Annotated in this window: 23 protein-coding genes; 9 read left to right on the top strand and 14 right to left on the bottom strand. The window is 71.7% G+C overall.

The genetic code is table 11. The features are described from left to right. The 3 genes from ACFP1K_RS37805 to ACFP1K_RS37815 form a co-directional block, all read left to right on the top strand. On the top strand, positions 1 to 1,004 hold a 1,004-nt coding region (locus ACFP1K_RS37805; RefSeq protein ID WP_380762707.1), incomplete at its 5' end, for an alpha/beta fold hydrolase. 130 nt (positions 1,005 to 1,134) lie between these two features. Then, the gene (locus ACFP1K_RS37810) at positions 1,135 to 1,644 is read left to right on the top strand and encodes a SigE family RNA polymerase sigma factor (RefSeq protein WP_380762710.1); all 510 of its coding nucleotides are present in this window, start codon (positions 1,135 to 1,137) and stop codon (positions 1,642 to 1,644) included. A 4-nt stretch (positions 1,645 to 1,648) separates the two neighbouring features. Continuing rightward, entirely contained in the window at positions 1,649 to 2,665 is a 1,017-nt protein-coding gene (locus ACFP1K_RS37815) for a hypothetical protein (protein ID WP_380762712.1), read from the top strand. 54 nt (positions 2,666 to 2,719) lie between these two features. Here the strand turns inward: ACFP1K_RS37815 and ACFP1K_RS37820 are convergent, their stop codons facing one another. From ACFP1K_RS37820 to ACFP1K_RS37840, 5 genes are all read right to left on the bottom strand, one after another. After that, positions 2,720 to 4,354 carry an RICIN domain-containing protein gene (locus ACFP1K_RS37820; RefSeq protein ID WP_380762715.1) on the bottom strand — a complete coding sequence of 545 codons (1,635 nt, stop codon included), beginning with the start codon at positions 4,352 to 4,354 and terminating at the stop codon, positions 2,720 to 2,722. A 243-nt stretch (positions 4,355 to 4,597) separates the two neighbouring features. Next, a complete protein-coding gene (locus tag ACFP1K_RS37825; protein ID WP_380762717.1) occupies positions 4,598 to 5,305 on the bottom strand; it encodes an HAD family hydrolase in 708 nt (235 codons plus the stop codon). Positions 5,306 to 5,463: 158 nt separating this feature from the next. Beyond that, positions 5,464 to 6,102, bottom strand: a complete 639-nt coding sequence (locus ACFP1K_RS37830) for an HAD family hydrolase (protein WP_380762720.1) — start codon at positions 6,100 to 6,102, stop codon at positions 5,464 to 5,466. Positions 6,103 to 6,159: 57 nt separating this feature from the next. After that, entirely contained in the window at positions 6,160 to 6,666 is a 507-nt protein-coding gene (locus tag ACFP1K_RS37835) for a DUF6912 family protein (protein ID WP_380762722.1), read from the bottom strand. Positions 6,667 to 6,712: 46 nt separating this feature from the next. Beyond that, the gene (locus ACFP1K_RS37840; protein WP_380762725.1) at positions 6,713 to 7,396 is read right to left on the bottom strand and encodes an HAD family hydrolase; all 684 of its coding nucleotides are present in this window, start codon (positions 7,394 to 7,396) and stop codon (positions 6,713 to 6,715) included. A 245-nt stretch (positions 7,397 to 7,641) separates the two neighbouring features. Between ACFP1K_RS37840 and ACFP1K_RS37845 the strand changes: the two genes are divergently transcribed. Continuing rightward, positions 7,642 to 8,547, top strand: coding sequence for an NAD(P)H-binding protein (locus ACFP1K_RS37845; RefSeq protein WP_380762728.1), 906 nt, complete (start codon positions 7,642 to 7,644; stop codon positions 8,545 to 8,547). Positions 8,548 to 8,595: 48 nt separating this feature from the next. Here ACFP1K_RS37845 and ACFP1K_RS37850 read toward each other — a convergent pair whose 3' ends face one another. The 6 genes from ACFP1K_RS37850 to ACFP1K_RS37875 all read right to left on the bottom strand — a co-directional run bounded on the left by ACFP1K_RS37850 (position 8,596) and on the right by ACFP1K_RS37875 (position 14,856). Then, on the bottom strand, positions 8,596 to 10,308 hold the full coding sequence (locus ACFP1K_RS37850; RefSeq protein ID WP_380762731.1) for a glycoside hydrolase family 3 protein: 1,713 nt from the start codon (positions 10,306 to 10,308) through the stop codon (positions 8,596 to 8,598). A 767-nt stretch (positions 10,309 to 11,075) separates the two neighbouring features. Next, the gene (gene ptsP / locus ACFP1K_RS37855) at positions 11,076 to 12,740 is read right to left on the bottom strand and encodes a phosphoenolpyruvate--protein phosphotransferase (RefSeq protein ID WP_380762733.1); all 1,665 of its coding nucleotides are present in this window, start codon (positions 12,738 to 12,740) and stop codon (positions 11,076 to 11,078) included. A 10-nt stretch (positions 12,741 to 12,750) separates the two neighbouring features. Further along, positions 12,751 to 13,008, bottom strand: coding sequence for an HPr family phosphocarrier protein (locus ACFP1K_RS37860; protein ID WP_380762736.1), 258 nt, complete (start codon positions 13,006 to 13,008; stop codon positions 12,751 to 12,753). A 68-nt stretch (positions 13,009 to 13,076) separates the two neighbouring features. Then, positions 13,077 to 13,523: a PTS sugar transporter subunit IIA gene (locus tag ACFP1K_RS37865; RefSeq protein ID WP_380762738.1), complete on the bottom strand. Its 447-nt coding sequence runs from the start codon at positions 13,521 to 13,523 to the stop codon at positions 13,077 to 13,079. Positions 13,524 to 13,534: 11 nt separating this feature from the next. Continuing rightward, entirely contained in the window at positions 13,535 to 13,771 is a 237-nt protein-coding gene (locus ACFP1K_RS37870; protein WP_184979198.1) for a glucose PTS transporter subunit EIIB, read from the bottom strand. Positions 13,772 to 13,821: 50 nt separating this feature from the next. Next, positions 13,822 to 14,856: an SIS domain-containing protein gene (locus tag ACFP1K_RS37875; protein WP_380762742.1), complete on the bottom strand. Its 1,035-nt coding sequence runs from the start codon at positions 14,854 to 14,856 to the stop codon at positions 13,822 to 13,824. Between the two features lie 158 nt (positions 14,857 to 15,014). Here ACFP1K_RS37875 and ACFP1K_RS37880 point away from each other — a divergent pair, with 158 nt between their 5' ends. From ACFP1K_RS37880 to ACFP1K_RS37890, 3 genes are all read left to right on the top strand, one after another. After that, positions 15,015 to 15,755 (top strand): GntR family transcriptional regulator, encoded by a 741-nt coding sequence (locus ACFP1K_RS37880; protein ID WP_380762744.1) that lies wholly within the window; start codon positions 15,015 to 15,017, stop codon positions 15,753 to 15,755. 30 nt (positions 15,756 to 15,785) lie between these two features. After that, on the top strand, positions 15,786 to 17,120 hold the full coding sequence (locus tag ACFP1K_RS37885) for a PTS transporter subunit EIIC (RefSeq protein WP_380762746.1): 1,335 nt from the start codon (positions 15,786 to 15,788) through the stop codon (positions 17,118 to 17,120). Between the two features lie 86 nt (positions 17,121 to 17,206). After that, on the top strand, positions 17,207 to 17,686 hold the full coding sequence (locus tag ACFP1K_RS37890; RefSeq protein ID WP_380762748.1) for an Rv3235 family protein: 480 nt from the start codon (positions 17,207 to 17,209) through the stop codon (positions 17,684 to 17,686). A gap of 89 nt (positions 17,687 to 17,775) precedes the next feature. On the opposite strand, the gene secA is transcribed toward ACFP1K_RS37890, so the two are convergent. After that, complete coding sequence (gene secA, locus ACFP1K_RS37900; RefSeq protein WP_449329175.1) at positions 17,776 to 20,580, bottom strand: preprotein translocase subunit SecA; 2,805 nt, start codon at positions 20,578 to 20,580, stop codon at positions 17,776 to 17,778. 282 nt (positions 20,581 to 20,862) lie between these two features. Here secA and ACFP1K_RS37905 point away from each other — a divergent pair, with 282 nt between their 5' ends. Continuing rightward, entirely contained in the window at positions 20,863 to 21,144 is a 282-nt protein-coding gene (locus tag ACFP1K_RS37905) for an HGxxPAAW family protein (RefSeq protein ID WP_380762751.1), read from the top strand. Positions 21,145 to 21,211: 67 nt separating this feature from the next. Beyond that, positions 21,212 to 22,450 (top strand): winged helix-turn-helix domain-containing protein, encoded by a 1,239-nt coding sequence (locus ACFP1K_RS37910; RefSeq protein WP_380762754.1) that lies wholly within the window; start codon positions 21,212 to 21,214, stop codon positions 22,448 to 22,450. Between the two features lie 7 nt (positions 22,451 to 22,457). On the opposite strand, the gene ACFP1K_RS37915 is transcribed toward ACFP1K_RS37910, so the two are convergent. Then, positions 22,458 to 23,162, bottom strand: a complete 705-nt coding sequence (locus ACFP1K_RS37915; protein ID WP_380762756.1) for a response regulator — start codon at positions 23,160 to 23,162, stop codon at positions 22,458 to 22,460. Positions 23,163 to 23,300: 138 nt separating this feature from the next. Further along, complete coding sequence (gene hpf / locus ACFP1K_RS37920) at positions 23,301 to 23,954, bottom strand: ribosome hibernation-promoting factor, HPF/YfiA family (RefSeq protein WP_380762758.1); 654 nt, start codon at positions 23,952 to 23,954, stop codon at positions 23,301 to 23,303. Positions 23,955 to 24,438: the final 484 nt, after the last annotated feature.

Here is a 24,438-nt window from a genome sequence, read left to right on the forward strand (position 1 = left end):
GGGTGGCGCGGCCGGCGCGGACGGAGCCTGTCGTGGGGAGTGATGGGCGGGCGGTGGCCGGGGGGATCGCCGAGCTGACCAGCGTGCGGGTGGGTGATCATGACTTCGGGCTGATGATCCGGGGGGTGGACGCGGGGGCGCCGGTGCTCCTGTACGTGCCGGGGGCGCCGGCGGGGTCGGAGATCGGGGCGATGCGGCGGCATCTGCCGGAGCTGGAGCGGCACTTCGTGGTCGCGACGTGGGAGCGGCGCGGGGGCGGGAAGTCGTTCGGGGCGTTCGAGCCGCGGGCGACGTTCACCGCGGAGGACGAGGTGCGGAGCACCATCGGGGTCACCGAGTATCTGCGGAAGCGGTTCGGGCGGGAGCGGATCTACCTGGTGGCGCATTCGGGTGGGTCGATGGTGAGCGTGCTGACCCTTCAGCGGCGGCCTGAGCTGTTCCAGGCGTACATCGGCGTCGGGCAGGCGGTGGACCTGGCCGCGGCGGACCTGTCGCAGTACCAGGACACGCTCGCCTGGGCCCGCAGGACCGGGCGGACGGCGCTGGCCGAGCAGCTCACCGGCCTCGGGCCGCCGCCCTACGCCGACGGCTACTCGTACGAGCCCATGCTCGTCAACGAGAACCAGGCCTTCGCCTACGACCGGAGCCGAAACAGCGAGGGCGTCAGCGGGTTCGCGGAGAGCCTCGGCGTGCCCGAGTACTCGCTGCTCGACCAGGCGCACGCCATCGGGGGCGTGGTGGACGCCTACGACGCGCTGTACCCCCGGATGCAGGACATCGACTTCCGCGCCCAGGTCCCGCGGCTCCAGGTGCCGGTGTACTTCGTCAACGGCGCCCACGAGGTGCCGGGGCGCGTCAGGCTGCTGGCCGAGTGGAACGCCGTGCTCCAGGCGCCGCACAAGGAGATCGTCACGTTCGGCACCTCCGGTCACCGGCCGCAGTTCGAGCAGCCGGCCGAGTTCGTCGAACTCGTGAAGCGGGTGCTCGCCGAGACGCGCGGCTGAGCGTCTCCCGCCGGAAAGGCCCGATACGAAAGCCCTCACCGGATTCCGGTGTGGGCTTTCCCGTCCGCCGGGCAACCTTACGGGGCGGTGGCGGCGTAAAGGGGGTGACGACCGGTGGAGGAGGACGTGGATGGCGGATCGCGCGGAGTACGACGCGTTCGTGGCGATGGCGTGGCATCGCCTGCTGCGAACCGCCTATCTGCTCACCAGGGACTGGGGGGCGGCGGAGGATCTGGTGCAGACGGCGCTGCTGAAGGCCTGGATGGCGTGGCCGCGGATCGGGGCCGAGCGTGAGGCGTACGTGCGCAAGATCATCGTGAACGTCCACGTGTCGTGGTGGCGGCGCCGGTGGAGACAGGCGGAGGTCGTCAGCGAGTCACCGCCGGATCTCACGCGGGGGGACGACCACACCGGACAGGTGGACGAGCGCGAGCTCGTCTGGGAGGCGCTCGGACGGCTGCCCGTCCGGCAGCGGGCCGTCGTGGTGCTCCGGTTCTTCGAGGACATGACCGAGGCGCAGGCCGCCGAGACGCTCGGGTGCAGCGTGGGGACGGTGAAGAGCCAGGTCAGCAAGGCGCTGGCCAAGCTTCGGATCGACGACTCGTTCACCTCCTCCGCCGCGCGAACGAGAAGGGGATAAGGCCATGCCCATCAGCCGACACGATTTGCACGACCTGCTCGATGAGCGCAGCCGCCCCGCGTTCGACCGCCCGATCCCGTGGGAGTCACTGCGGCTTCGCGCGAGCGGCGCCCGGCGGCGCCGTTATCTGTCCGTCGCCGTCGCGTGCGCCGTCGCGGCGACGGCGGTGGGGGGCGTCGCGGTCAGCCGGTCGGCCATGCGGGGGCCCGACCGGGGGCCGCAGGTCGCCGCGACCGTCGTGGACGGGATCCCGGCGCGTTTCCAGGAGGCGGACGGCACGGTCTACCGCCGGCTCGCGGACGCGAGGCTCGACGCCCCGCGCGAGACGACGGTGACCTTCGACGTGGCGGTGCGCGACCGGCCCCTGGCCTTCGTGGTCGACTGCCCGGCGTCGTCCGCGTACACGGTGCTGTCGATCGTCGTGACGGTGCCGGGGAGCCCGAGGCGGTTCTCCCTCAAGCCCTCGCACCTTGTGCCCAGCTGTGAGCGCGACCAGCCGGTCGATGTGCCCCGGCTGCCGGCCGGGACGCGCACCGCGACGTTCACCGTCGAGACGGGCAAGAAGATCAAGGGCTCGGGGCCGCCCGCCGGGACGTGGCGGTTCGGCGTCTACGAGTGGACACCGGCCGGCGCGATGCGGCCCGCGGCACCCCCGGAGGACCCGCCGAAGGCGATCACGGAGTTCCGGCTGGTGGACCACCGGACCGCCGTCTGGCCCGCCGCCGACGAGGTGACGCTCACCGTGCCCGCCAAGGGCGGGCAGCTGGCCATCACGGCGTTCTGCGGCGGCGACATCGCCGGGCGCGCCGAGATGGAGATCCGGGTGAACGGCCGCCTGCTCGGGAACAACTCCCCCTGCCCGGCGCCCCCCGGCGAAAACGGCCTGGTGTACGACGTGCTCGGCAAGGAGCAGACGACAGGGCGTGACAAGGTGACCATCCAGATCTGCCTGGTGCCGGAGATCCCGCAGTACCGCTACCGCCCCGGCACGCTCACGGCGGCCGTGTACCGGAAGCCCTAGTGCGGGACGGCGGCGACCCTGCCCGGGGGGCTGGGCCGCCGCCGCGCCGCGTCGTCAGCCCATCTGGTGCACGGTCCACCGCTGGCTCGGCTCGCTGCTGGAGCAGGTGCCCTGCACCAGGCCCGCCAGCGTCGCGGCGCTCAGGCCTGCGGTCTGGACGCACATGTTCGAGTTGGCGTTCCTGAGCTGGTACATGAGACCGATGACCGGCACGAACGTCCACCGCTGGTTCGCCGCGGCGGTGCAGGTGCTCTGCACGAGGCTCTCGCCCGCCGTGGTGGAGCTGTTGTACACCGAGAGGCACTTGCCGCCGTACTTGCTGCGCAGCGTGTAGGTGCCCCCGGTGGCGGCCGTCAGCTCCCACTGCTGGTTGGCGGCCTCGTGGCGGGGATACTGGTGGGTCCAGCCGTCCTCTTCCAGGGCGTTGGCGCTGTCCATCGCCTGGTACGCGCCCTGGAACTCTCCGTCGGGCTGGATGTTCTCGTTGGTGAGCACCATGACGGCACCCGTGGCGACGTCGCCCGCCACGGCGGAACCGGTGATCGTGGTGGCGCTGAGCGGTTGCGACAGGACCGAGTAGCGGCTCGTCCCGCCGGCGGTGACCCGTGACCTGACGTGGTAGAACGCCGCGGTGCCGGTCGGCAGCCCGTCCACGCGTGCGGTGGAGCGGTGCTCGCTCGCCGGGACGGTGGCCACCAGCACGCCGTTACGCAGGATCTCGTACGCGGTGATGCCGTCGGCGGCGCCCGGCCGGCTGAAGCTGAAGGCGATCGACGTGCCCTCGATGTCCACCGCCCTGAGGTACTGGGGAGGCAGCGGGAAGGGGGCGGTGAGGGGCGTGACCGACGAGCCGGCGGTCAGGTAGAGGCTGTGCAACGCCGCGTTGAAGTGGGTCGGCAGGTAGGTGCCGGTCGGGTTCAGCGAGAAGTAGTCGTCGCCGTCGCAGTCGAGGTAACGGCTGGAGATCGGGTCCGGGCACACCGCCCCGGTCGGGGGCTGGCAGAGCGTTTCGTGACCGTCGGTGCAGTGGGCGCCGCCGTCGCTGTTCAGCGCGCCGGGTAACAGGCCGCCCAGCGCGTGCGCCAGTTCGTGGGTCACCGTGTGGCCGTGCAGGCAGCCCATGCCGACGAAGATGTAGCCGGCCCTGCTGTTGTGCAGGTTGGCCGTGCCGGGCGTGCTGTCGTTCTCGACGTGATCGTTCCAGGCGAGGCCGCACTCGGTGGTCTTCTCGGCGAACATCAGGTAGATGCGGTCACCGGCGGTGAGGTTCTCGTCGAGGATCCACTGTCCCGAGTCCGTCGTGCCGACCGGCACCTGAACCGTGTCGATGACGGCCTGGCAGCTGCCGTCGTGCACCACATTGAGAAGTCGCTGGCCGCCGTCGCGCCGGGCACTGTCGTTGATGTTGGTCTGGGCCTCCCAGATCGCCTGCCGGATGGCCGGCTCGCGGAGGCCGAGGTTGTCGGTGCCCTCGTAGGCGTAGACGATCTGGACGCGGTTGCCGCTGGTGCCGTTGCCGGTGCAGACCAGCGGCGGGACCGGCGCGGTGCCGCCCGCGACCGCTTGGGCGGGAGAGGACAGGGTGATGGCGCCGACGAGCGCGCCACCGGTGACCATGATCACTGCCATCGCGGCGCGCGCGACGACGCGGCGCGGTCGCCGGACGGCGGACCGGAGTCTGGATGTCAAGGTGCCGCCTTCGGGCCCGCCACCACCGGTGGGGGCCGTCCGGCATCTTCCGTCAGGACGCATGTCACTCTCCTCGCTGATACGTGAGAGCACAGGAGAAGCGGCGACGGAGCGATGAAGGCGCCGACGTCGAGTGATCTTCCCCCGGGCGATTACGATCAGCCAACGGGACCCGGTATCCGCGCACCAGGAAATGGCACCGGCAGAAACAGCGGCCGCGACGGGGCCGCGCACCTGGAAGGCCTAGACGGCCTTGCGGTCCACCGGGCTGGTGAGGCGGGCGACGGCGGCCACCACCTCGGAGGCGTTGGTGAGGTCCTGCAGGACGATGTCGGCGCCGGCCTCGTGGAGTTCGGCGGGCGTCGAGCGGCCGGAGGCGACGGCGATCATGGCGGCGCCGGCGATGCGGGCCGCCTGGACGTCCCGGGCCGAGTCGCCGATGAGGACGGTGTTGCTGCCGTCGCAGCGGAAGCCGTAGCGCCGCTTGACGCGGCCCTGCGCGACCTGCAGGAGGGAGGCCTTGGGGTAGACCTCTTCGCCGTAGCCGCCCACCTCGAAGTCGACGTAGCGGTCCAGGCCGAACATGTCGAGCTTGAGCACGGCGTTGCTCTTGATGGTGCCGGTCAGCACGGACTGGACCACGCCGTCGAGGCGGGCCACGGCCTGGAGCGCGTCCTTGGCGCCCGGCATGGCGTGGCCCTCCTTGACCAGCCGCTTGCGGCGCGAGGCGAAGGCGGCGGCGAGCGCCTCGATGAACTTCGGCAGGTGCTCGTCGCCGGTCACGATGCCGTTGACGGCGAGCGTCTCGAAGATGATCTCTGAGTCGGGACGGCCCATCGCGGGTGCGAGCTTCACCAGAGGACGGCCGGTGACCTGCCGGAAGGCGTCGGCGTAGGCGTCACGGGTGACGATCGCCACGTCGACCAGGGTGAGGTCGACGTTCCACAGCACGAGACGGTTAATGGGGGGCCTCCGGGGACGCGAGTCGGCTGGGCTCAGAGTACGACGATCGCGCCCCACCGGCGGCGACCATGCCGAGAATGTCACCCCGGGCGGGCGCCCGGGGTGAGCGGACCTCTGAAGCGTCCCAGGTTCCGGGTGTCCCCGGGTCAGCGGGCGTGGTCGAAGGCCTCGGCCAGGGTGTCGACCACCGGGAGACCGGAGGCCGCGAGGTCCACGCGGCTGGTCATGCCACCGGTGTACAGGACGGCCTTGGCGCCGACGTGCTCGGCGGCGTGGGCGTCGTCCAGGCTGTCGCCGATCACCAGCACCTCGGCGGGGTCCATGGCGAGCGACTCGATGTGCGCCACCATGTGCTCGGCCTTGCCGCCGCCGGGAGCGCCGCTGGAGAGGCCGTCGATGCGGGAGAAATAACCCGCGATGCCCAGCTCGGCGGCCTTCACCACCAGCCGGTCATGGGCCCACATGGACAGCAGCGACTGGGTGCGCCCGCGGTCCGCCCAGGTGGCCAGGCAGTGGAGCGCGTCCTCGGCCAGCGCGCAGGAGATCATCAGCCGGTGGTAGTGGTCGTGGAAGGCCTGGTCGAGCCGCTCCCACTCCCCCTCCTCCAGCGCCCGCCCGAGGATGCGCTCGTAGGCGACCCAGATGGGCCGGGTGTAGGCCGCGCGGAAGCCGTCCGCGTCGAAGGCGGCCACGCCGTAGGGCCTGAACACCTCGTTGGTGGCCATGACGACGGCATCGATGTCGTGGAAGAGCGTGCCGTTCCAGTCCCAGATGATGTGCTTCATATCGCAGTCCAGGGTAAAGCCTGGCAGGTGGCACCCCACAACAGGATTTCGTGAACGTCAGGTGAGGAGGTCGGGAATCTCCTGCGTGGCGTACCACATCAGCTCGTGCGCCTCGGCGCCGTCCACCTGGAACCGGGCGTCCTCGTCGCCGCCGTCCGCGGCGAACACGGACGCGACGGCCTCCTCGACGTCCGGCACGGCCTGGAGGTCGTCCACGTGCACCGCCGCGATCTCGCTCAGCGGCACGGCGGCGGCCAGGTGGACCAAGGCGCGGTCCTCCAGGTCGGGGCTCGTCCGCACCGAGCCGTCCGGCACCTCGGCCGCGACGACGACCCGCCGGGCGGGGACGGGCAGCCCGTCGGCGCGGTCGGCGGCCAGCATGCGCAGGGACGCGCGGGCGGCGTCGGTCAGGGCGACGTACTCAAGCTCCTCGGTGTCTCCCGAGACGTACCACTCCACCAGCGCGGGGGTCACCGCGTAGCCGGTCAGCGGGGCCGGGCCCAGCTCCCCGTCGCCGGCCAGGCGGGCCAGCGCGGGCAGCGTGCACGGCAGATAGACGCGCATGCGTTCCTCGATCACGATGTTTCGCCGGCGGCCGGCGCCGATTGGACTACACGAGTGTGCCAGCCGCGGCGCCGTCCGCCGTACCGGACCGCCGCAACGGGTGTCCGAAGAGCTCCTCCATCTCGGCGATCGTGGCCTCGGCGTCGCGGTGGTGGACGCCGACCAGGCCGATCGTGCGGGCCGCCACGACGTTGGCCGCGATGTCGTCGACGAAGACGCACCGCTCGGCGGGCAGGCCGACCAGGCCGAGTGCGTGGTGGAAGATGCGGGGCTCGGGCTTGCGCATGCCGATCTCGCCGGAGATGACGATCTGATCGAAGTATTTGTCCCATTCGTCCCGCACGTAATGGTCGCCCCAGGAATTGGACAACAGGCAGGTCACCACGCCCGCCGCGCGGGCGGCGGCCAGCATCTCGTACATCGGCTGGACGGGCCTGAACCCGGCGAACATCCGGGCCAGCAGGCCTTCGGCGGCCGGCGGGCCGCCGTTCATGGTGAGGAGCCGCGCGGCGAGGTCCCGTTCGAACGCCGCCGCGTCGACCTCGCCCCGTTCCAGGGCGTGGATGGGGTTCAGCGGCGCGTCGCCGTCGTAGGCCTCGCGCACCAGCTCGGTCATCAGCTCGCGATAGTGCGCGGCGTCGATGCCGTCGGCCACGAGCCATTCGCTGATGGCGTCGTGAAGGCCCGTGGTGAGCACGCCGCCCCAGTCGATGAGCACACCTTTTAGCACATCCCGCTCCTTCGCCTCAGCCTTCAGGACGACCCGGGCCTATCAGGGTAAGCCTCGCCTTCCGGTCGTGAGACGTGGGGGCCGGTCACCGGCGCCGCGACCACGGACGTTCACGGCGCGGGGTGCGCATGTACACGGCCTCCCAGTGATTCCGTGTTCCATTCCCCATCCCGGCGCGCCGCTCCCCGGGGCGGGCTTCGCGGCACGGACCCTGATCATCAGGTACTCACAAGGGAGATCGGCCGATGGTCGCCGGCAACCTGGTTCTCATCGGCGGCGCCGGTGACGTGGGCCGTACCGTCCTCGGCCTCCTGCGTGCGCAGGATGTCCCGGTACGCGCGATGGTCCGCCGCGACGACCACCGCGCGGCCGAGATGCGCGCACTCGGCGCGGAGGTCGTCATCGGCGACCTGACCCGGCCCGAGACCGTCGCGGCCGCCCTGGAGGGGGCCGGCCGGATGTACTTCGCCATGCCCGTGTCGCCGGACCATCTGCTGGCGGCGGCCGTCGTGGCCACCGTGGCCCGGGAACGCGGGAACCTGGCCGCCCTGGTCGGCATGTCACAGATGACGGTGTCGCAGATGACCGCCGTCAGCACCGCGGAGTCGCACCAGCAGCGCCTGCACTGGCTGGCCGAGCAGGTACTGAACTGGTCGGGCCTGCCGGTGGTGCACATCCGCCCGACGGCGTTCCTGGACAATCCCCTGTTCACCACGCTGGCGGCCCGCACGATCCGCGAGAACGGCACGATCGCGCTGCCGTTCGGCACCGGCCGCACGTCGCCGGTCGCCGTCCGCGACGTGGCCCGCGTGGTCGCCGCCGTACTGCGCGACCCCGCCCCGCACATCGGGCACGTCTACGAGCTGACCGGCCCGCGCACGGCCGGCATGACCGAGATGGCGGAGGAGTTCTCCCGGGCGCTGGGACGCCCGGTGTCCTACGTCGACGTTCCTCTGGACCGGTGGCGGGCCGAGGTGCTCGCGAAGGCTGGCCTGCCCCCGCACACCGAACAGCACATCGCCACCATGGCGCGCCTCCACCGCGACAACCGCTATGACCGCGCCAGCGACGACGTCCGGCGCGTGACGGGCACACCCGCCCAGACCACCGAGGAGTTCGTGGCCGCCCGCCGGGACTTCTACCTGGGCTGAGCCGCGGGTGGGACACGCCGGCCACGCGACGCGTTCCCCGGCCACTGGCTAGCGGATGTCCACGGGGAGGTCGCCGGACGGGGTGAGGGTGCCGTCCAGTGCCTTGGCGGCGGCCCTGAGGGAGGCGCTCCCGCCCGAGTAGAGGGCGAGGGCGGTGTCGTAGCCGCCGAGGCGGGATAACTCGTAGGGGGCCGACAGGGAGACGACGGTGACGGGCTTGCCGGTGGCCGCCATCGCCGCGACCAGCCGGGACTGGGCGGGGCCCGCGTCCTCGGTGGTGACGACGACGGTGTCCGCGCGGGCGGCGGCGGTGCGGGCGGCGGCGATCTCGGCGGTGGTAGGGGTGTCGGCCGTGGGGGCGGAGGCGGCGCCGTCGAGCATGCCGGCCAGGGCGCGGGCGGCCGGGCCGGTGACCAGGATGTCGCCCTTGAGGGGTAGGGCACGGGCGCCCTTCACGGCGGTGACGGCTTGGTCGGCGATCTTCTGGGCCTTTTCGCGGTGGTCGCCGGAGCGGAGCACGGCCTTGGCGTCCTCCGGGTCGGCCGGGGAGGCGGTGAGGACGCCTCTGGTGGCCTTCAGCTTGAGCAGGCGGGTGACCGAGGCGTCCAGGCGGTCCTTTGTGATCCTTCCGGATTTGACGGCGGCCAGTACCGCGCCGTACGCCTTCGGCAGGTCGGGGGGCATGAGCAGGAGGTCCACGCCGGCCAGGACGGCTCGCACGGCCACCTCGGCGTCGCCGTACTTCTTGCGGACGCCCGCCATGTCCAGGGCGTCGGTGGCCACCACGCCGCCGTAACCGAGGTCGTCGCGGAGGAGGCCGGTGACGATCTTCTTGGAGAGGGTGGCGGGGGCGCCGGAGCGGTCCAGTTCGGGCATCACTACGTGAGCGGTCATCACGATGTCCACGCCCTTGCCGATCGCGGCGCGGAACGGCGGGGCGTCGAGTTCGCGCCAGCGGGCCGGGGAGTGCTTGATCACGGGGAGGCCGGTGTGGCTGTCGACTCCCGTGTCGCCGTGGCCGGGGAAGTGTTTGGCGGCGGCCGCCACCCCGGCGTCGTGGAAGCCTTCGACGGCGGCGGCCACCATCTTGGCGACCTTCCCCGGGGCCGAGCCGTACGACCTGGGACCGATCACCGGGTTGTCGGGGTTGACGTTGACGTCCGCCACCGGGGCGAAGTCGAGGTTCACGCCCAGGGCGCGCAGCTCGGTTCCGGTGATCTCGGCCGCGGTGCGGGCGTTGGACGGGTCGCCCGTGGCGCCGATCGCCATGCTGCCCGGCACGTCGGTCACCAGGGTGCCCAGCCTGGACACCAGGCCGTTCTCCTGGTCGGCGCCGATCAGGAGGGGGGTCTCGGAGGCTTTCTGCAGCCCGTTGGTGAGGGCTACGAGCTGGGGAGTGTTCTCGATGTTGCCCGACCAGGGAAAAAGGATGACGCCACCCGGGTGGTACTTCTTGACCACCTCAGCCGGGCTGCCCACGCCGTACCTGGCCCTGTTCTCACCGCTCGCGGCACCGGGCTTCGCCCCGTAGAGCACCGGCATGAAGAGCTGCCCCACCTTCTCGGCAAGGCTCATGTCCGCCAAGCGCTCCGCGATCGGGGACGTGGTGGAAGTGGCCGAAGGCGTGACCTTGGGCGGCTCGGTGGCCGCCTCCGACGGGCTCGGGGTCGGGGTCGGCGCCGCGTCGGACATCGCACCGGAACACCCGGCACTCATGGTCGCGATCAGCAAAAGCGCGGTCACGCGCATTGGTCGACCCATGGCCATTACCGTAGCCCCGCCCTACGACACCCGAGACCCCTTCACCCGCACCCACGGAGGCAAGCCCCACCCGACCATGACCGCCGACGACCGAGACCGTACGACCGTACGGCGCCGCCGCCCCGCAGCCCTATCGGGATCGCCCTACCGGCCCCGCGGCCCCATCGGGGTCGCCTTACCCGCCCCCCGGCCCCATCGGGATCGCCCTACCCGCCCCCCGGCCCCATCGGGATGGCCCTACCCGCCCTGCGGCCCTATCGGGGTCGCCCTACCGGCCCCGCGGCCCCGTCGGGGTCGCCTTACCCGCCCTGCGGCCCCGTCGGGGGCGCCTTACCCGCCCTGCGGCCCTATCGGGGTCGCCCTACCGGTCCTGCGGCCCCGTCGGGGGCGCCTTACCCGCCCTGCGGCCCCATCGGGATCGCCCTACCCACCCCGCGGCCCCATCGGGGTCGTCTTACCGGCGCCGCGGCGGCGGGACGTGGTACGGCGAACGCGGCGCCGCCATACGGCGGGACACCGGCCCAACGGAACGCATCGCGGCGGACCATGAGCCCGGCAGGCCCGGGGGTGCGGGGGTGTCCCCCGCGCAAGAACAGCCCTTGCGCCTCCCGCGCGGAGCGCGGCCTTCGCGAGGACCATTTCACCGGCGCCGCGCACACGCGGGGTTGTCCGCCGTACGGCGGCGCCGAATTCGCCGTACCACTTCCCGCCGTACCGGCGCCGGTTCGAGCGACCGCTTCGGGACGTCCCGGGCGGTGGGGCTTAGGTCAGGGGGTGGGGATGGCGGGGAGGTGGGTTAGGGCGGATTGGCGGGCGGATTCGGGGGTGGGGGAACGGCGGGCGGCTTGGGCGGCGGCTTGGCATTGGGGGAGGGTGTGGAGGGAGAGGGCGGTGCGGGTCCAGGGGAGGGCGGTGGGGGTCATGGAGAGGGAGGTGGCGCCGAGGCCCGTCAGGACGCAGGCCATGGCGGGGTCGGCGGCGGCTTCGCCGCAGATGCCGGTGGGGAGGCCGGGGGCGGTGGTCAGGGCGATCAGGTCCAGGAGAGCCGGGTGCCAGGGGGTGTGGTAGGCGGTCAGGGGGGAGAGCTGGCGGTCGGCGGCGAAGGTGTACTGGGAGAGGTCGTTGGTGCCCACGGAGAAGAAGTCGGCGCAGGGGGCCAGGTCGGCGGCGCGGAGCGCGGCGGCGGGAATCTCGATCATGATGCCGGCCGAGGGGAGGCCGGCCTCGCGGGCCATGGCGGCGAACCACTCCGCCTCGTCGGGGGTGGCGATCATGGGGGCCATCACCTGGAGGCACGCGGTGGTGCCCCGGGCGGCGCGGGCGAGGGCCTTCAGCTGGGTGGCCAGGATGTCGGGATAGGTGCGGAAGAGCCGGATGCCGCGCTCGCCGAGGGCCGGGTTGGGCTCGGCACCGGTTGGCGGCAGGAAGGCGAGGGGCTTGTCGGCCCCGGCGTCGAGGACGCGGACCACCACGGGACCGCCGGGAAAGGCCTCCAGGACCTCCCGGTACGCCGCCTCCTGCTCGTCGAGGGACGGCGGCTCCTCCCGGTCGAGGAACAGGAACTCGGTGCGGTAGAGGCCCACCCCCTCGGCCCCGTGCTCCAGCGCCACGGCCAGGTCGCGGGGCCCGCCGATGTTGGCCAGCAGCGGCACGCGGTGCCCGTCGGCGGTACGGCCGGGGCCGGTCGCCGCGGTGGGCCTGGCGTCCCGGACCTCGGCGGCGGCCAGCCGCTCCCGCGCCTCCTCCTCGGTGAGCGCGAGCGCGACCTCACCCGTGGTCCCGTCCACCAGCACCATGGTGCCGTTCACCAGGCCGGTCGCCCCGGCGCAGGCGACCACGGCGGGCACCCCCATGGCGCGGGCCAGGATCGCGGTGTGGCTGGTCGGCCCGCCCCGCTCGGTGACGAACGCGGCGATCACCTCCCGGGACAGCGTCGCGGTGTCGGCGGGCGCGAGATCGTGCGCGACCAGCACGTACGGCGCCCCGGCCTCCTCGGGCAACCCGGGCATGGCCAGCCCCGTCAGCTCGGCGATCACCCGGTCCCGCACGTCGTCCAGATCGGCGACCCGCTCGGCGAGGTAGCCGCCCGCCTCGGTCAGCAGATCCCGGTACCGCAGGAACGCGTCGAACACGGCACGTTCCGCCGTGATCCCGGCCGCGACCAGTTCGGTCACCTCCCCGGCCAGCTCGGGATCGCGCACCATCAGCACCTGTGCGCCGAGCACGTCCGCCGCCTCTCCCCCGGCCGCCTCGGCTCGTTCCTCCAGCGTGGCGGCCACCCGCGCCACCGCCGCCTCGGCCCGCGCGGTCTCGGCCACGGGGTCGCCGTCGTGCCGTGACCCGGCGGCCGGCTCGGGCACGGTGACGCGCAGCAGGAACGCCGTTCCGTATCCGGTGCCCGGGCTGACGCCGGCCCCGGTGAGCAGTTCCACCGGGGGGGGCTCAGGGACCCGAGACGATGGCGGCGAGCTCGTCCAGCAGGCGGTCGGCGTCCTCGCCCTCGCCGTGGATGACGATGGTCTCGCCGTAGCGGACGTCCAGCGCCAGGATGGACAGGATGCTCTTGGCGTTCACCGGCGTGCCGCCCGGCCGGGCGACGGTCACGTCGATGGGCGCCTTGGCCGCGGTCTGCACGAACGTCGCGGCCGGACGAGCGTGCAGACCGACCTCCGACTCCACGATCACCTTGCGCTCGGGCACGGTTCCTCCTCGACTGAGTTCATATCACTAGGCCTTGATACCCGGCCCCAACAAAAACGGCGGTGCTGTCAGTCCCACAGGAACAGTTCCTCTCCGGCGCGCACCATCCCGGCCGCCAGGGCGCGCAAGGCCTCGGGCCGGGCCTCCAGCGCGACCACCGGGCACACCGGCGACAGCCCCGCCGCCTCCACCGCGGCCGGATCCCAGGCCACGACCGGACGCCCGGCCACCACCTGCTCGCCCTCGCGGACCAGCACCCGGAACCCCTCCCCCCGCAGCCGCACGGTGTCGATGCCGAGATGCACGAGCACCGCCCGCCCGTCCGCGCCGACGATCACGTAGGCGTGCGGGTGGACCTTGAACACGGTGCCGTCCAGCGGCGCCAGGGCCTCGGCGGCGCCGCGGCGCGGGTCGATGGCCGTGCCCGGTCCCACCAGTCCCCCGGAGAACACCGGATCGGGCACCGCGGCCAGACCGATGACGGACCCCGCCACCGGGGCGAGAACAGTGGTCACGGCGCGGGGTCTCAGCCGATGATGTCGTCGATGTCCGAGGCGAGCGTGTCGGCGTCCGGGCCCACGACGACCTGCACCACGTTCCCCGCCGCCATGACGCCGTGCGCCCCGGCGGCGCGCAGCGCGGCCTGGTCGACCTTGGCGGCGTCGCGGACCTCGGTCCGCAGGCGGGTGATGCACGGCTCGATCTCGATGATGTTGCCGGCGCCACCCAGTCCGGCGATGATGGCGTTCGCGTCAGCCGACATGTCTGTCCTCCTCGTCACACCGCGCGGCGCTCGCGGACCGGTAGGAAAGGCTATTCGGTCTGGGTCACCTTGTTGAGCCCGCGCGGCGCGTCGGGGTCGTACCCGAGGCGGCGGGCCAGGGCCTCGGTGAGCAGCTGGCCGGGCACGATCAGCCCCATCGGCGCCACCCACTCCGGCAGCGCGGGCCCGTTCAGCGCGGCCGTGGCGGCCCCCGCGAGCTCCGGGCCGCCGCCCACGGCGTACGCGGCGGCGCCGGCGCCGGTCACCCGCCGGGCGAGCGCGACGGTGCCGGGCAGCGTGGGCCCCTCCCCCGCCGCCACCAGCAGCGCCGGGGTGTCCTGGTCGACCACGGCGATCGGGCCGTGCAGCAGGTCGGCGTACGACAGGCCCATGGCGTGCAGGTAGCACGCCTCCTTGAGCTTCAGCGCGGTCTCCAGCGCGGTGGAGAAGGCCATGCCGCGCCCGGACACCACGACGCCCTGCACCCCGGCGAGGCCCTCGACGACGGCGTCCAGGTCGCCGGGGTCGGCGATCAGCTCCTCGACCGCGTCCGGCACCCGGGCCAGGTCGTCGGCCTTCACCTCGGCGCCCAGCCCGAGGGCGAGCACGGCGAGGGCGGCGAGCGCGGTGGTGTAGGTCTTGGTGGCCGGGACGGCCTCCTCCACGCCGGCGAGGGTGCACAGGGCGAGGTCGGCGGTGCGGGCCAGCGGCGACTCCTCGCCGCCGTTGGTGATCGCCACCGTGGACGCGCCGCAGTCCTTGGCCCAGGCCAGGGTCTCGACGATCTCTTCGGTGCGGCCGGACTGCGACAGGCCGACGGCGAGCACACCGGACATGTCGATCCTGCGCTTGTAGGTCGTGGCGATGGACGGCGCCGCGAGCCCGGCCATCCGCCCCGCGTAGGCCTCGACCAGGTAGCGGCCGTAGACGGCGGCGTTGTCGGAGGTGCCGCGGGCGATGAAGACGAGGTGCCGGGTGCGCCCCGCCAGGGCCTCCACCTCGCCCACCCGGGGCAGCAGGGCCGACAGGGTCGCCCGCAGCGCGGCAGGCTGCTCGGCGATCTCACTGCGCATCTTGGTCGTCATCCGTGCCCGTCCTTCGGCTGCGGAGGGCGAGATCGGGCCGTTATAGATCCGTCGCCGGTCCGTACGTTGACACTCATTTCTAGCCTGTGGTCTAGTCCGGACTAGACCAGCACAAACCCTAACGTATCCCGCCGATGAGATCGAGAGGGGAGGGATCAGTGGCCCAGATCGACCCCGACAGCCCCGTGCCGAAGTACTTCCAGCTGCGTGAGATCCTGCTCGACCTCATCGAGAGCAACGAGCTGTCCATCGGCGCGGCCATCCCCTCCGAACGCGAGCTGTGCCAGCGTTTCGGCCTGTCACGCATGACGGTACGCCAGGCGGTGGACCAGCTCGTCTCCGAGGGCCGCCTGCACCGCGTGGCGGGCAAGGGCACCTTCGTGGCCCGGCCGAAGATCGAGATGGCCTTACGGCTCACCTCGTTCAGCGACGACATGCGCGCCCGCGGCATGGAACCCGGCTCGCGGGACCTGGACCGGCGGGTGGTCCGGGCCAGCGCCCATCTGGCACGCGAGCTCGGCATCCAGCCCGGCGAGGCCGTGCACTTCATCGAGCGGCTGCGCACGGCGGACGGCGACCCGCTGTGCGTCGAGCGGGCGCACATCCCGGTGTCGTTCGCGCCGGACCTCGGCTCCCACGACCTGACCGGCCGATCCCTGTACGCGCTGCTCGAGACACGGCACGGGGTGGTGCTGGACGCCGGGGAGCTGACCATCGACGGCGGCATCGCCGACCCCGGCGACGCCGACCTGCTGGGCCTGCCTAGGGGCGGGGCCGTCCTGCTGCTGCAACGGCGGTCGTTCGCGGGGGGCGTCTGCGTCGAGTTCGGCGTCTCGACGTACCGTGCGGATCGGTACCAGCTGCGCACGGTGCTGGAGATCCCGGCCCGCCGCGGCTGAGTCCTCCCTTCACATCCCTGGAGGAAGCCGATGAGCACCTCTTCGGCAGGCGCGGGCCTCCCCGGCGCCCCCTCGTTCCGGTCCGCCGCGATGGCGGTCCTGTCCCGCATCGGGCGTTCCCTCATGCTGCCGATCGCGGCGCTGCCCGCGGCGGGCCTGCTGCTGCGCCTCGGCCAGGACGACCTGCTGGGGCGCACGGACAACGCGGCGCTGGACAAGGTGGCCGAGGTCGTAGGCGGCGCGGGCGGGGTGCTGTTCGACAACCTGCCGCTGCTGTTCGCCATCGGCGTCGCGGTCGGCTTCGCCCGCCGCTCGGACGGCTCCACCGCGCTCGCCGCGCTGATCGGCTACCTGGTGTTCGACCGGGTCTCCCGGCTGCTGTTCTTCGACGCCGCCCCCGGGTTCGCCGTGCACCAGCGGGTGGCGCAGACGGTGGTCGGTACGGACGGGCGGCCCGCCGAGGTGATCGACCTGGCGGCGGGCAACCCGACCGGGGTGCTCGGCGGCATCGTCATCGGCATCACCGCGGCCCTGCTGTACCAGCGGTACCACCGGATCAAGCTGCCCACGTGGCTGGCGTTCTTCGGCGGGCGGCGGTTCGTGCCGATCGTCACGGCGTTCGCGGCGCTGATCATCGGGGTGCTGTTCGGGCTGGCGTGGCAGCCGGTGGGCGAGTGGATGACCGTCTTCGGCCGGTGGCTGGCCGAGCACTCGACGGCGGGCGCGGGGATCTACGGCGTCGCCAACCGGCTGCTCATCCCGCTCGGACTGCACCACTTCCTCAACTCGATCGTGTGGTTCCAGGTGCCGGACTGCGCGGTCGGCGGCAAGGCGTTCGCCGGGGACCTCACCTGTTACCTCCAGGGGGCGCAGGGGTCCGGGGAGTTCATGGCGGGGTTCTTCCCGGTCATCATGTTCGGGCTGCCCGCCGCCGCGGTCGCCATCTGGCGGGCCGCGCCGCCGCACCGGCGCCGGGCCGTGGGCGGCATCATGATCTCCGCGGCGCTGGTGGCGTTCGTCACCGGGATCACCGAGCCGATCGAGTTCGCGTTCATCTTCGTGGCGCCGCTGCTGTTCGTGATCCACGCGCTGCTCACCGGGCTGTCCATGGCGCTGGTGGCCGCGCTGGACGGGCATCTCGGCTTCACGTTCTCGGCGGGCGCCATCGACGCGGCGCTGAACGCCACCAAGTCCAACACCGACGGCTTCGGCATGATCATGCTGATCGGCGTGGTGTACGCGGTGGTCTACTACGCGGTGTTCAGCTTCCTGATCAGGCGGCTGAACATCCTCACGCCGGGCCGGGAGCCCGAGCCCGACCCCGACTCCGGCGAGAACGCCGCGCCCCGCGTCACCAAGGACTGACGCCGAGTTGGCCGCTCCGGGTATCACCGTCCCCGGCCGTGCGCTCCATGGTGGGTCACGAATCCCCCCACCCACCGGAGCACCCGATGTCCCGACCCCCCTGCCGCGCCTGCGTGCCCGGCCTGCGCCCGCCGCCGTCCGCCGACCCGCCCTACGACGACGACCGCCGCGCCGGCCGGGTGGCGCCGCCCGCCGGCCAGGGCGCCCTGGCCCTGGCCCACCTGCCGGCGCGCACGGGGCCCTACGCCCGGGGGGACGCCACGCCCGGGGAGCGCGTGCTGCGCGGGCTCGCGCAGGCCATGGCCGAGGTCCTGGCCGGGAGGCGGCCCGCCGGGGTGGTCGCCGGGCGCCTCACCGAGCAGGCGTACGGCGAACTGCTGCGGGCCGGGCGCATGATCAGCAGCCCGCGGCAGCCCCTGGTGGGACGGCCGCACGTCGCCCGGCCGCGGGACGGCGTCATCGAGTTCTGCGTGCTCGTCCACTGCGGCGAGCGCAGCCGCGTCCTGGCCCTGCGCCTGGAACGGGGCCGCAGGCACTGGCTGTGCACCGACTTCGAGACGGCCTGAGCCCGGCGCGGGACGGGCGGCTCCCCGTCCGCTCGGCGCGGACGTGAAAACGGGCGCCTCCCGGCGGGAGGCGCCCGTTTCGACGGCTGTCAGACGCCGGCGTTCTTCGGGTCGCCGTGGCAGCGCTTGTACTTCTTGCCCGAGCCGCAGGGGCACGGGGCGTTGCGCTCCACGTTGCCGTACGCGGCGCGGTCGGCGGGGGTGCTGCGGACGCGGGTCTGCTCCACCTCGCCGCTCTCGCCGGGCGCGGTGTAGATCATCTCGGTGGGGCGCTGCGGGCGGCGCAGCGCCTTGGCGATGATGGCCTCGGTCTCGCTCACCGTGGCGTCCTGCGGAGTGTCGTCCTGGACGATCGGGTTGTCCTGCACCTGGATCTCCAGGTTGAACAGGTACCCGACCGATTCCTCCTTGACGCCCTCCAGCATCGCGGTGAACATGTCGAAGCCCTCGCGCTGGTACTCGATCAGCGGGTCGCGCTGGGCGTAGGCCCGCAGCGAGATGCCCTCCTGGAGGTAGTCCATCTCGTACAGGTGCTCGCGCCACTTGCGGTCGATGACCGAGAGGATGACCCGCCGCTCCACGTCGCGCATCGCCTCGGCGCCGAGCTCCTGCTCGCGCCGGTCGTACGCCTCCAGGGCGTCGGCCTTGACGCGGTCGATGATCATCTGCGCGGTCAGCGCCTCGCGCTCGCCGCCGGCCTCGTTCTCGATGAGGTCGTCGACGGTGACCGAGATCGGGTAGAGCTGCTGGAACGCCTTCCAGAGCTTGTCCAGGTCCCATTCCTCGGCGAAGCCCTCGGTGGTGGCCGCCCGGACGTACTCTTCGACGACCTCGCCGACGAAGCCGCGCACCTGCTCGTGCAGGTCGGCGCCCTCCATGACCCGGTGGCGCTCGGCGTAGATCACCTTGCGCTGGCGGTTCATGACCTCGTCGTACTTGAGGACGTTCTTGCGGATCTCGAAGTTCTGCTGCTCGACCTGGTGCTGCGCCGAGGCGATGGCCTTGGACACGATGCCCGACTCGATGGGCACGTCCTCGGGGATGTTCAGCCGGGTCATGATCATCTCGACCCGCGCGGAGTTGAACAGCCGCATGAGGTCGTCCTCCAGCGACAGGTAGAACCGGGACTCGCCCGGGTCGCCCTGACGGCCGGACCGGCCGCGCAGCTGGTTGTCGATGCGCCGCGACTCGTGGCGCTCGGTGCCGAGGACGTACAGGCCGCCGAGCTCGGTGACCTCGTCGTGCTCGGCCTGCACGGCCTCCTTGGCCTTCTCCAGCGCCTCGGGCCACGCCTTCTCGTACTCGTCGGGCGTCTCGGACGGCGACAGGCCGCGCTGCTGCAGCTCGACGTCCGCGCGGAACTCGGGGTTGCCGCCGAGCATGATGTCGGTGCCGCGGCCCGCCATGTTGGTCGCCACGGTCACGGCGCTCTTGCGGCCGGCCTCGGCGACGATGGTCGCCTCACGGGCGTGGTTCTTGGCGTTCAGCACCTCGTGGCGCACGCCGAGACGCTTGAGCATCTTGGAGAGCTTCTCGGACTTCTCCACCGAGGTGGTGCCCACCAGGACCGGCTGGCCACGCTCGAAGCGCTCCTTGATGTCCGCCACACAGGCGGTGAACTTGGCGTCCTCCGACTTGTACACCACGTCCGCCTGGTCGCGGCGGATCATCGGCCGGTTGGTGGGGATGGGGATGACGCCGAGCTTGTACGTCTGGTGGAACTCGTTGGCCTCGGTGACGGCCGTACCGGTCATGCCGGCGAGCTTGGTGTAGAGGCGGAAGTAGTTCTGCAGGGTGATCGTGGCGAGGGTCTGGTTCTCGTCCTTGATCTTGACTGCTTCCTTGGCCTCGATGGCCTGGTGCATGCCCTCGTTGTAGCGGCGGCCGTGCAGCACGCGACCGGTGAACTCGTCGACGATCAGGACCTCGCCGTCGACGACGATGTAGTCCTTGTCCTTCTTGTAGAGCTCTTTGGCCTTGATGGCGTTGTTCAGGAAGCCGACCAGGTGGGTGTGCTCGGGCTTGTAGAGGTTGTCGATGCCGAGCCAGTCCTCGACCTTCTCGACACCGGCCTCCAGCACGCCGACGGTGCGCTTCTTCTCGTCGACGATGTAGTCGCCGGTGCTCTCCTCGCCCTCCTTGGCCTCCACGCCGCGGCGCAGCCGGGGGACGATCTTGGCGAACTCCTGGTACCACTTGCCGGACTGCTCGCCGGGGCCGGAGATGATCAGCGGGGTGCGGGCCTCGTCGATGAGGATCGAGTCGACCTCGTCCACGATGCCGAAGTTGTGGCCGCGCTGTACGCACTCCTCCAGCGTCCAGGCCATGTTGTCGCGGAGGTAGTCGAAGCCGAACTCGTTGTTCGTGCCGTACGTGATGTCCGCGGCGTACTGCTTGCGACGCTCCTCGGGCGGCATGTTCGCCAGGATCACGCCGACCTCGAGCCCGAGGAAGCGGTGGATGCGGCCCATGGTGTCGGCGTCGCGCTTGGCGAGGTAGTCGTTCACGGTGATGACGTGGACGCCGTTGCCGGAGATGGCGTTGAGGTACGCGGGGAGCGTACAGGTCAGGGTCTTGCCCTCACCGGTGCGCATCTCGGCGATGTTGCCGAGGTGCAGCGCGGCGCCGCCCATCAGCTGGACGTCGAAGTGGCGCTGGCCGAGCACCCGGCGCGCCGCCTCGCGCACGGCCGCGAACGCCTCGGGGAGCAGATCGTCGAGGGACTCTCCGTCGGTGTGGCGCTGCTTGAACTCGTCGGTCAGCGCGCGCAGCTCGGCGTCGGTGAGGCTGGTGAAGTCGGACTCGATGGAGTTGACCTGCTCGGCGATCCGCTTCAGCTTACGCAGGACCTTGCCCTCGCCGGCGCGAAGAATCTTGTCGAGAATGGCTGGCACTTTTAGTAAAGCTCCTCGCAGGTATGCACCGCGGCCCGACGGCCGGGACAATGAGGACGAGACATGGTTCCCGGTAGCCATGGTAGGCGGTTTCACCACCCCGCACAGCCACCGTCAATCACGCTGTCCGGACCTCGGGGCACGCCCCGGCCGCGTCCAGGTGGTATGTGCCCGCGCCGACCGGCGGGGACGTTGGATATCGTGCGACGGTGAGGGGCGCGAACCTTTGCCCCGGCGTGCCTTCGCCCGGCATCGCCGTTTGAACGCGAACAAGGAGTCAGCATGGCCGACAGCGCACCGGCACAGTCACACGGCGTTCAGTCCCACGCGGGGCGGCCCACCTCGTGGCTGGCCGTCACCGTGATCCTGCTGGGATTCACCATCGGCGGCGTGGCGTTGACGATCGGCCCCAACTGGTTCCTGTTCTGGGTCGGCGTCGGCGTGACCGCGATCGGCGGGGTGCTCGCCCTGATCTTCGACATCTTCTCCGACGTGATCGAGGACGCGCCGCGCACCATCGCCGTCCAGGAGCACCACTCGCCGTTCGAGCGGACCAAGGACTGACCCGCCCGCCGGGCTTGATCGACACCGGCGCAAGCGTTTTGTCGGTGACGGGTTCTAGCATCGGGGCATGCCGACCAGTCTCCCCGCCCCCGTGACCGACCTGTCCGCCGACGAGGCCCGCCGGGTCGTCCTGCGGGCCCAGGGCTTCCTCGGCGCCGACTCCCGCCGGGGCGGGGTGACCGCGATGCTGCGCCGCCTGGCCGCCGTGCAGCTCGACACCATCTCGGTGCTCGCCCGCTCGCACGAGCTGGTCGCCTACGCGCGCCTCGGGGCCGTCGGGCGGGCGAAGGTCGAGCGGGCCTACTGGCACGATCCCGCGCAGGCCTTCGAGTACTGGTGCCACGCGGCGTGCGTGCTGCCCATCGAGCACTGGCCGCTGTACTCCTTCCGCCGCCGCGCGTTCCGCGAGCGGCGCTACCGCTGGCACGAGGTCCCGCCCACCATCGACAAGGTGCTCGACAAGGTCAGGGACGAGGGCCCGGTGACCACCACCGACCTCGGCGGCGCCAAGAACGGCGGCCCCTGGTGGGACTGGTCGGACGTCAAGATCGCCGTGGAGTTCCTGCTGGACATCGGCGAGGTCGTCTGCACGCGCCGGGTGGGCTGGCGGCGGGTGTACGACCTGGCCGAGCGCGTCGTGCCCGCCGGGCTGCTGGCCGAGGACCTGACCGACGAGGAGTGCGTCACCCGGCTCGCGCGCATCGCGGGCACCGCGCTCGGCGTGGCCACCCGGGCCGACCTCGCGGACTTCATACGGGTGAGCGGGCCGTACGGCGCGCTGCTCGACCAGGCGCTGGCCTCCGGCGCCGCCGGCCTGGTGCCGGTGACCGTGGCCGGATGGCCCGCCGCCCGCGGCAAGGGCGCCGGGCGGGCGAACGCCTGGGCCGACCCCGAGGCGCTGGCCGTGGCGCCGCGCGGCCGGCACCGCACCACCCCGCTGTCGCCGTTCGACTCCCTGGTCTGGGACCGGGGCCGCACCGAGCGGGTGTTCGGCTTCACCCACCGGCTGGAGGCGTACGTCCCCAAGGACAAGCGGATCCACGGCTACTTCACGATGCCCGTGCTCGCCGGCGGCCGGCTGATCGGGCGCATCGACCCCGCCCGCGAGGGCACCACGCTCATCGTGCGCCAGGCCGGCTTCGAACCCGGCGCGGGCCCGCGCGCCGCCGAGGCCATGGCCGAGGCGCTCCGCGAGGCCGCCACGTGGGTGGGCTGCTCCGGCATACGGGTGGAGCGGGTGTCCGCACCCGAGCTGGCCGCGCCGCTGGCCGCCGCCCTCAGGGACGGCGGCCACGCGGGGCTCTAGGCCGCGGTCAGGTGATCTCCAGGAGACGCTCGCGCACCGCGTAGACCACGGCCTCCATGCGCGAGTGGAGCTGGAGCTTCTCCAGGATGTTGCGGACGTGGTTCTTCACGGTGTTCTCGGAGATGAACAACTGCTTGGCGATCTCGCGGTTGTTCATCCCCTTGGCCACCAGGCGGAGGACCTCCATCTCACGGTCGGTCAACCGCGGGACGGGGAGCTGCGGCGGCCGTTCGGCCTCCTTGCGGCTCATGTTGGCGAACTCGCTGATCAGCTTGGCCGCCATCGCGGGGTTGATCAGCGACTGGCCCTCGTGGACTCCGCGCACGGCGTCGGGGACCTCGTCGATCTGGACGTCCTTCAGCAGGTAGCCGGTGGCACCCGCCTTGATCGCCTCGAAGAGGTCCTCCTCCTCGTCGCTAACGGTCAGCATGATGATCCGCGAACTCGGCACCGAGGCCTTGATGGCCCGGGTGGCCTCGATGCCGCTCTGCCGCGGCATCCGCACGTCCATCAGCACGACATCCGGCAGGAGGCGGTCGGCCAACTCGACCGCCTCCCGGCCGTCGCTCGCCTCACCGACCACTTCCATGTCCGGCTCCGCGGCCAGCGCGAGATCCAGGCTCCGCCGGATCAGCGCGTGATCGTCCACGATCAGCACGCGGATCGGCTCGTCACGCCCGGAACGGCCGGCCGTTTCGTCGGTCTGCGTCACGCCTCCTCCTCGTGGGGAGCCCGTCGCGCCGGGGGGATCGGTCCCTTACCGCGCGATGCTCCCGCGCCGTCGGAACCGCCATCATTACACGGCTTTCCCAAGCGCGGGGATGGTCGAGAGGATCTTCGAACGCGGAGGTTACTGTTCCTCGAGCCGTAGGACGCCGTACGCGTAGCCGACACGTCGGTACACGACGCTGGGAAGGCCGCATTCCTTGTCACGGAACAAGTAGAAGTCGTGTCCGACGAGTTCCATCTCGAGTAGCGCCTGGTCGATGGTCATGGGGTCGGCCTTGTGATGCTTCTCCCGGACGACGAGGGGCCCGTCGCCGTCCATCTCGATCGGCACGATCGGAGCGGAACCGGAGGGTTCCTCGTCCGGCTCGTATCTCTGGGCCGTCTCGGCGGGCAACGGCTCGGGCAACGGCGTGTAGCTGTCGCCAAGGGCGGAGGTCAGTTCGGCGACCGATGGGGGGCAATGGTTGCCATGGTGGACCTTGCGCCGGTCGGCGATCCGCCGGAGGCGACCCTCCAGCTTGCCGAGCGCGATGTCCAGCGCGGCGAAACGATCGTCGGCCGAGGCCTCGGCCCTGATGGCCGGTCCCTTGGAATGGATCGTCAGCTCGACCCGCTCGCGTTCGTCCTGCGCGCGCACGTTCGCTTGCTTGGACACCTCCACGTCCACTCGGATGAGCTTGTTGTCCAGTCGCTCGATTCTGGCCAGCTTCGTCGTCACATGATCGCGGAACCGGTCACTCACACTGGTGTGCCGTCCCTTGACGATGATGTCCACTCAAAGGCCCCCCTTCGTCTCGACTGCGAGGAGTGGCACCCGTCCGGCCGACCTGGTCTTCGACCCCACATCCGCCTGCTGAGGGGTTCGCGGCCTGTGCCACTACTGCCCTTCTCTTCTGGCGAGGGATATCTGATCCTTCGGGAAGGCAGGACTTACCTCTAAGCCGCACCGTGATCGGTCGACGAAGAGTCGCCTTACGTGGGCCGTTTCGCCTGCGGCTGGCATCGGCTAGCCGGCCCGGTCCCCTGCTGGGGATCGGCCCGGCGCAACCACGGACCCGAACGGGTGCCATGCTCGAACGCTAGTCGCTACCGGCCCGAATGTCAGCCTGCGACCGACCGGAAGGATCACTTTCAGTGATCATCCACCCCCCTCCTCAACTCCCCCCTTCCCCCTCTCCCCACCCCTCCCACCACCGCCACCCTGCGCCCCTCCCCAGGCAAACCCCCCGATCCCCGCCCCCGCCCGCCACTCCCGCCCC

Source organism: Sphaerisporangium aureirubrum (genome assembly GCF_042658925.1).
GTDB classification, from domain to species: domain Bacteria; phylum Actinomycetota; class Actinomycetes; order Streptosporangiales; family Streptosporangiaceae; genus Sphaerisporangium; species Sphaerisporangium aureirubrum.

Coding starts and splice junctions, on each gene's coding strand:
- ACFP1K_RS37810 (WP_380762710.1), top strand. CDS start 1,135: ATGGCGGATCGCGCGGAGTACGACGCGTTCGTGGCGATGGCGTGGCAT.
- ACFP1K_RS37815 (WP_380762712.1), top strand. CDS start 1,649: ATGCCCATCAGCCGACACGATTTGCACGACCTGCTCGATGAGCGCAGC.
- ACFP1K_RS37830 (WP_380762720.1), bottom strand. CDS start 6,102: ATGAAGCACATCATCTGGGACTGGAACGGCACGCTCTTCCACGACATC.
- ACFP1K_RS37835 (WP_380762722.1), bottom strand. CDS start 6,666: ATGCGCGTCTATCTGCCGTGCACGCTGCCCGCGCTGGCCCGCCTGGCC.
- ACFP1K_RS37845 (WP_380762728.1), top strand. CDS start 7,642: ATGGTCGCCGGCAACCTGGTTCTCATCGGCGGCGCCGGTGACGTGGGC.
- ACFP1K_RS37850 (WP_380762731.1), bottom strand. CDS start 10,308: ATGGGTCGACCAATGCGCGTGACCGCGCTTTTGCTGATCGCGACCATG.
- ACFP1K_RS37870 (WP_184979198.1), bottom strand. CDS start 13,771: ATGTCGGCTGACGCGAACGCCATCATCGCCGGACTGGGTGGCGCCGGC.
- ACFP1K_RS37875 (WP_380762742.1), bottom strand. CDS start 14,856: ATGACGACCAAGATGCGCAGTGAGATCGCCGAGCAGCCTGCCGCGCTG.
- ACFP1K_RS37885 (WP_380762746.1), top strand. CDS start 15,786: ATGAGCACCTCTTCGGCAGGCGCGGGCCTCCCCGGCGCCCCCTCGTTC.
- ACFP1K_RS37890 (WP_380762748.1), top strand. CDS start 17,207: ATGTCCCGACCCCCCTGCCGCGCCTGCGTGCCCGGCCTGCGCCCGCCG.
- ACFP1K_RS37905 (WP_380762751.1), top strand. CDS start 20,863: ATGGCCGACAGCGCACCGGCACAGTCACACGGCGTTCAGTCCCACGCG.
- ACFP1K_RS37910 (WP_380762754.1), top strand. CDS start 21,212: ATGCCGACCAGTCTCCCCGCCCCCGTGACCGACCTGTCCGCCGACGAG.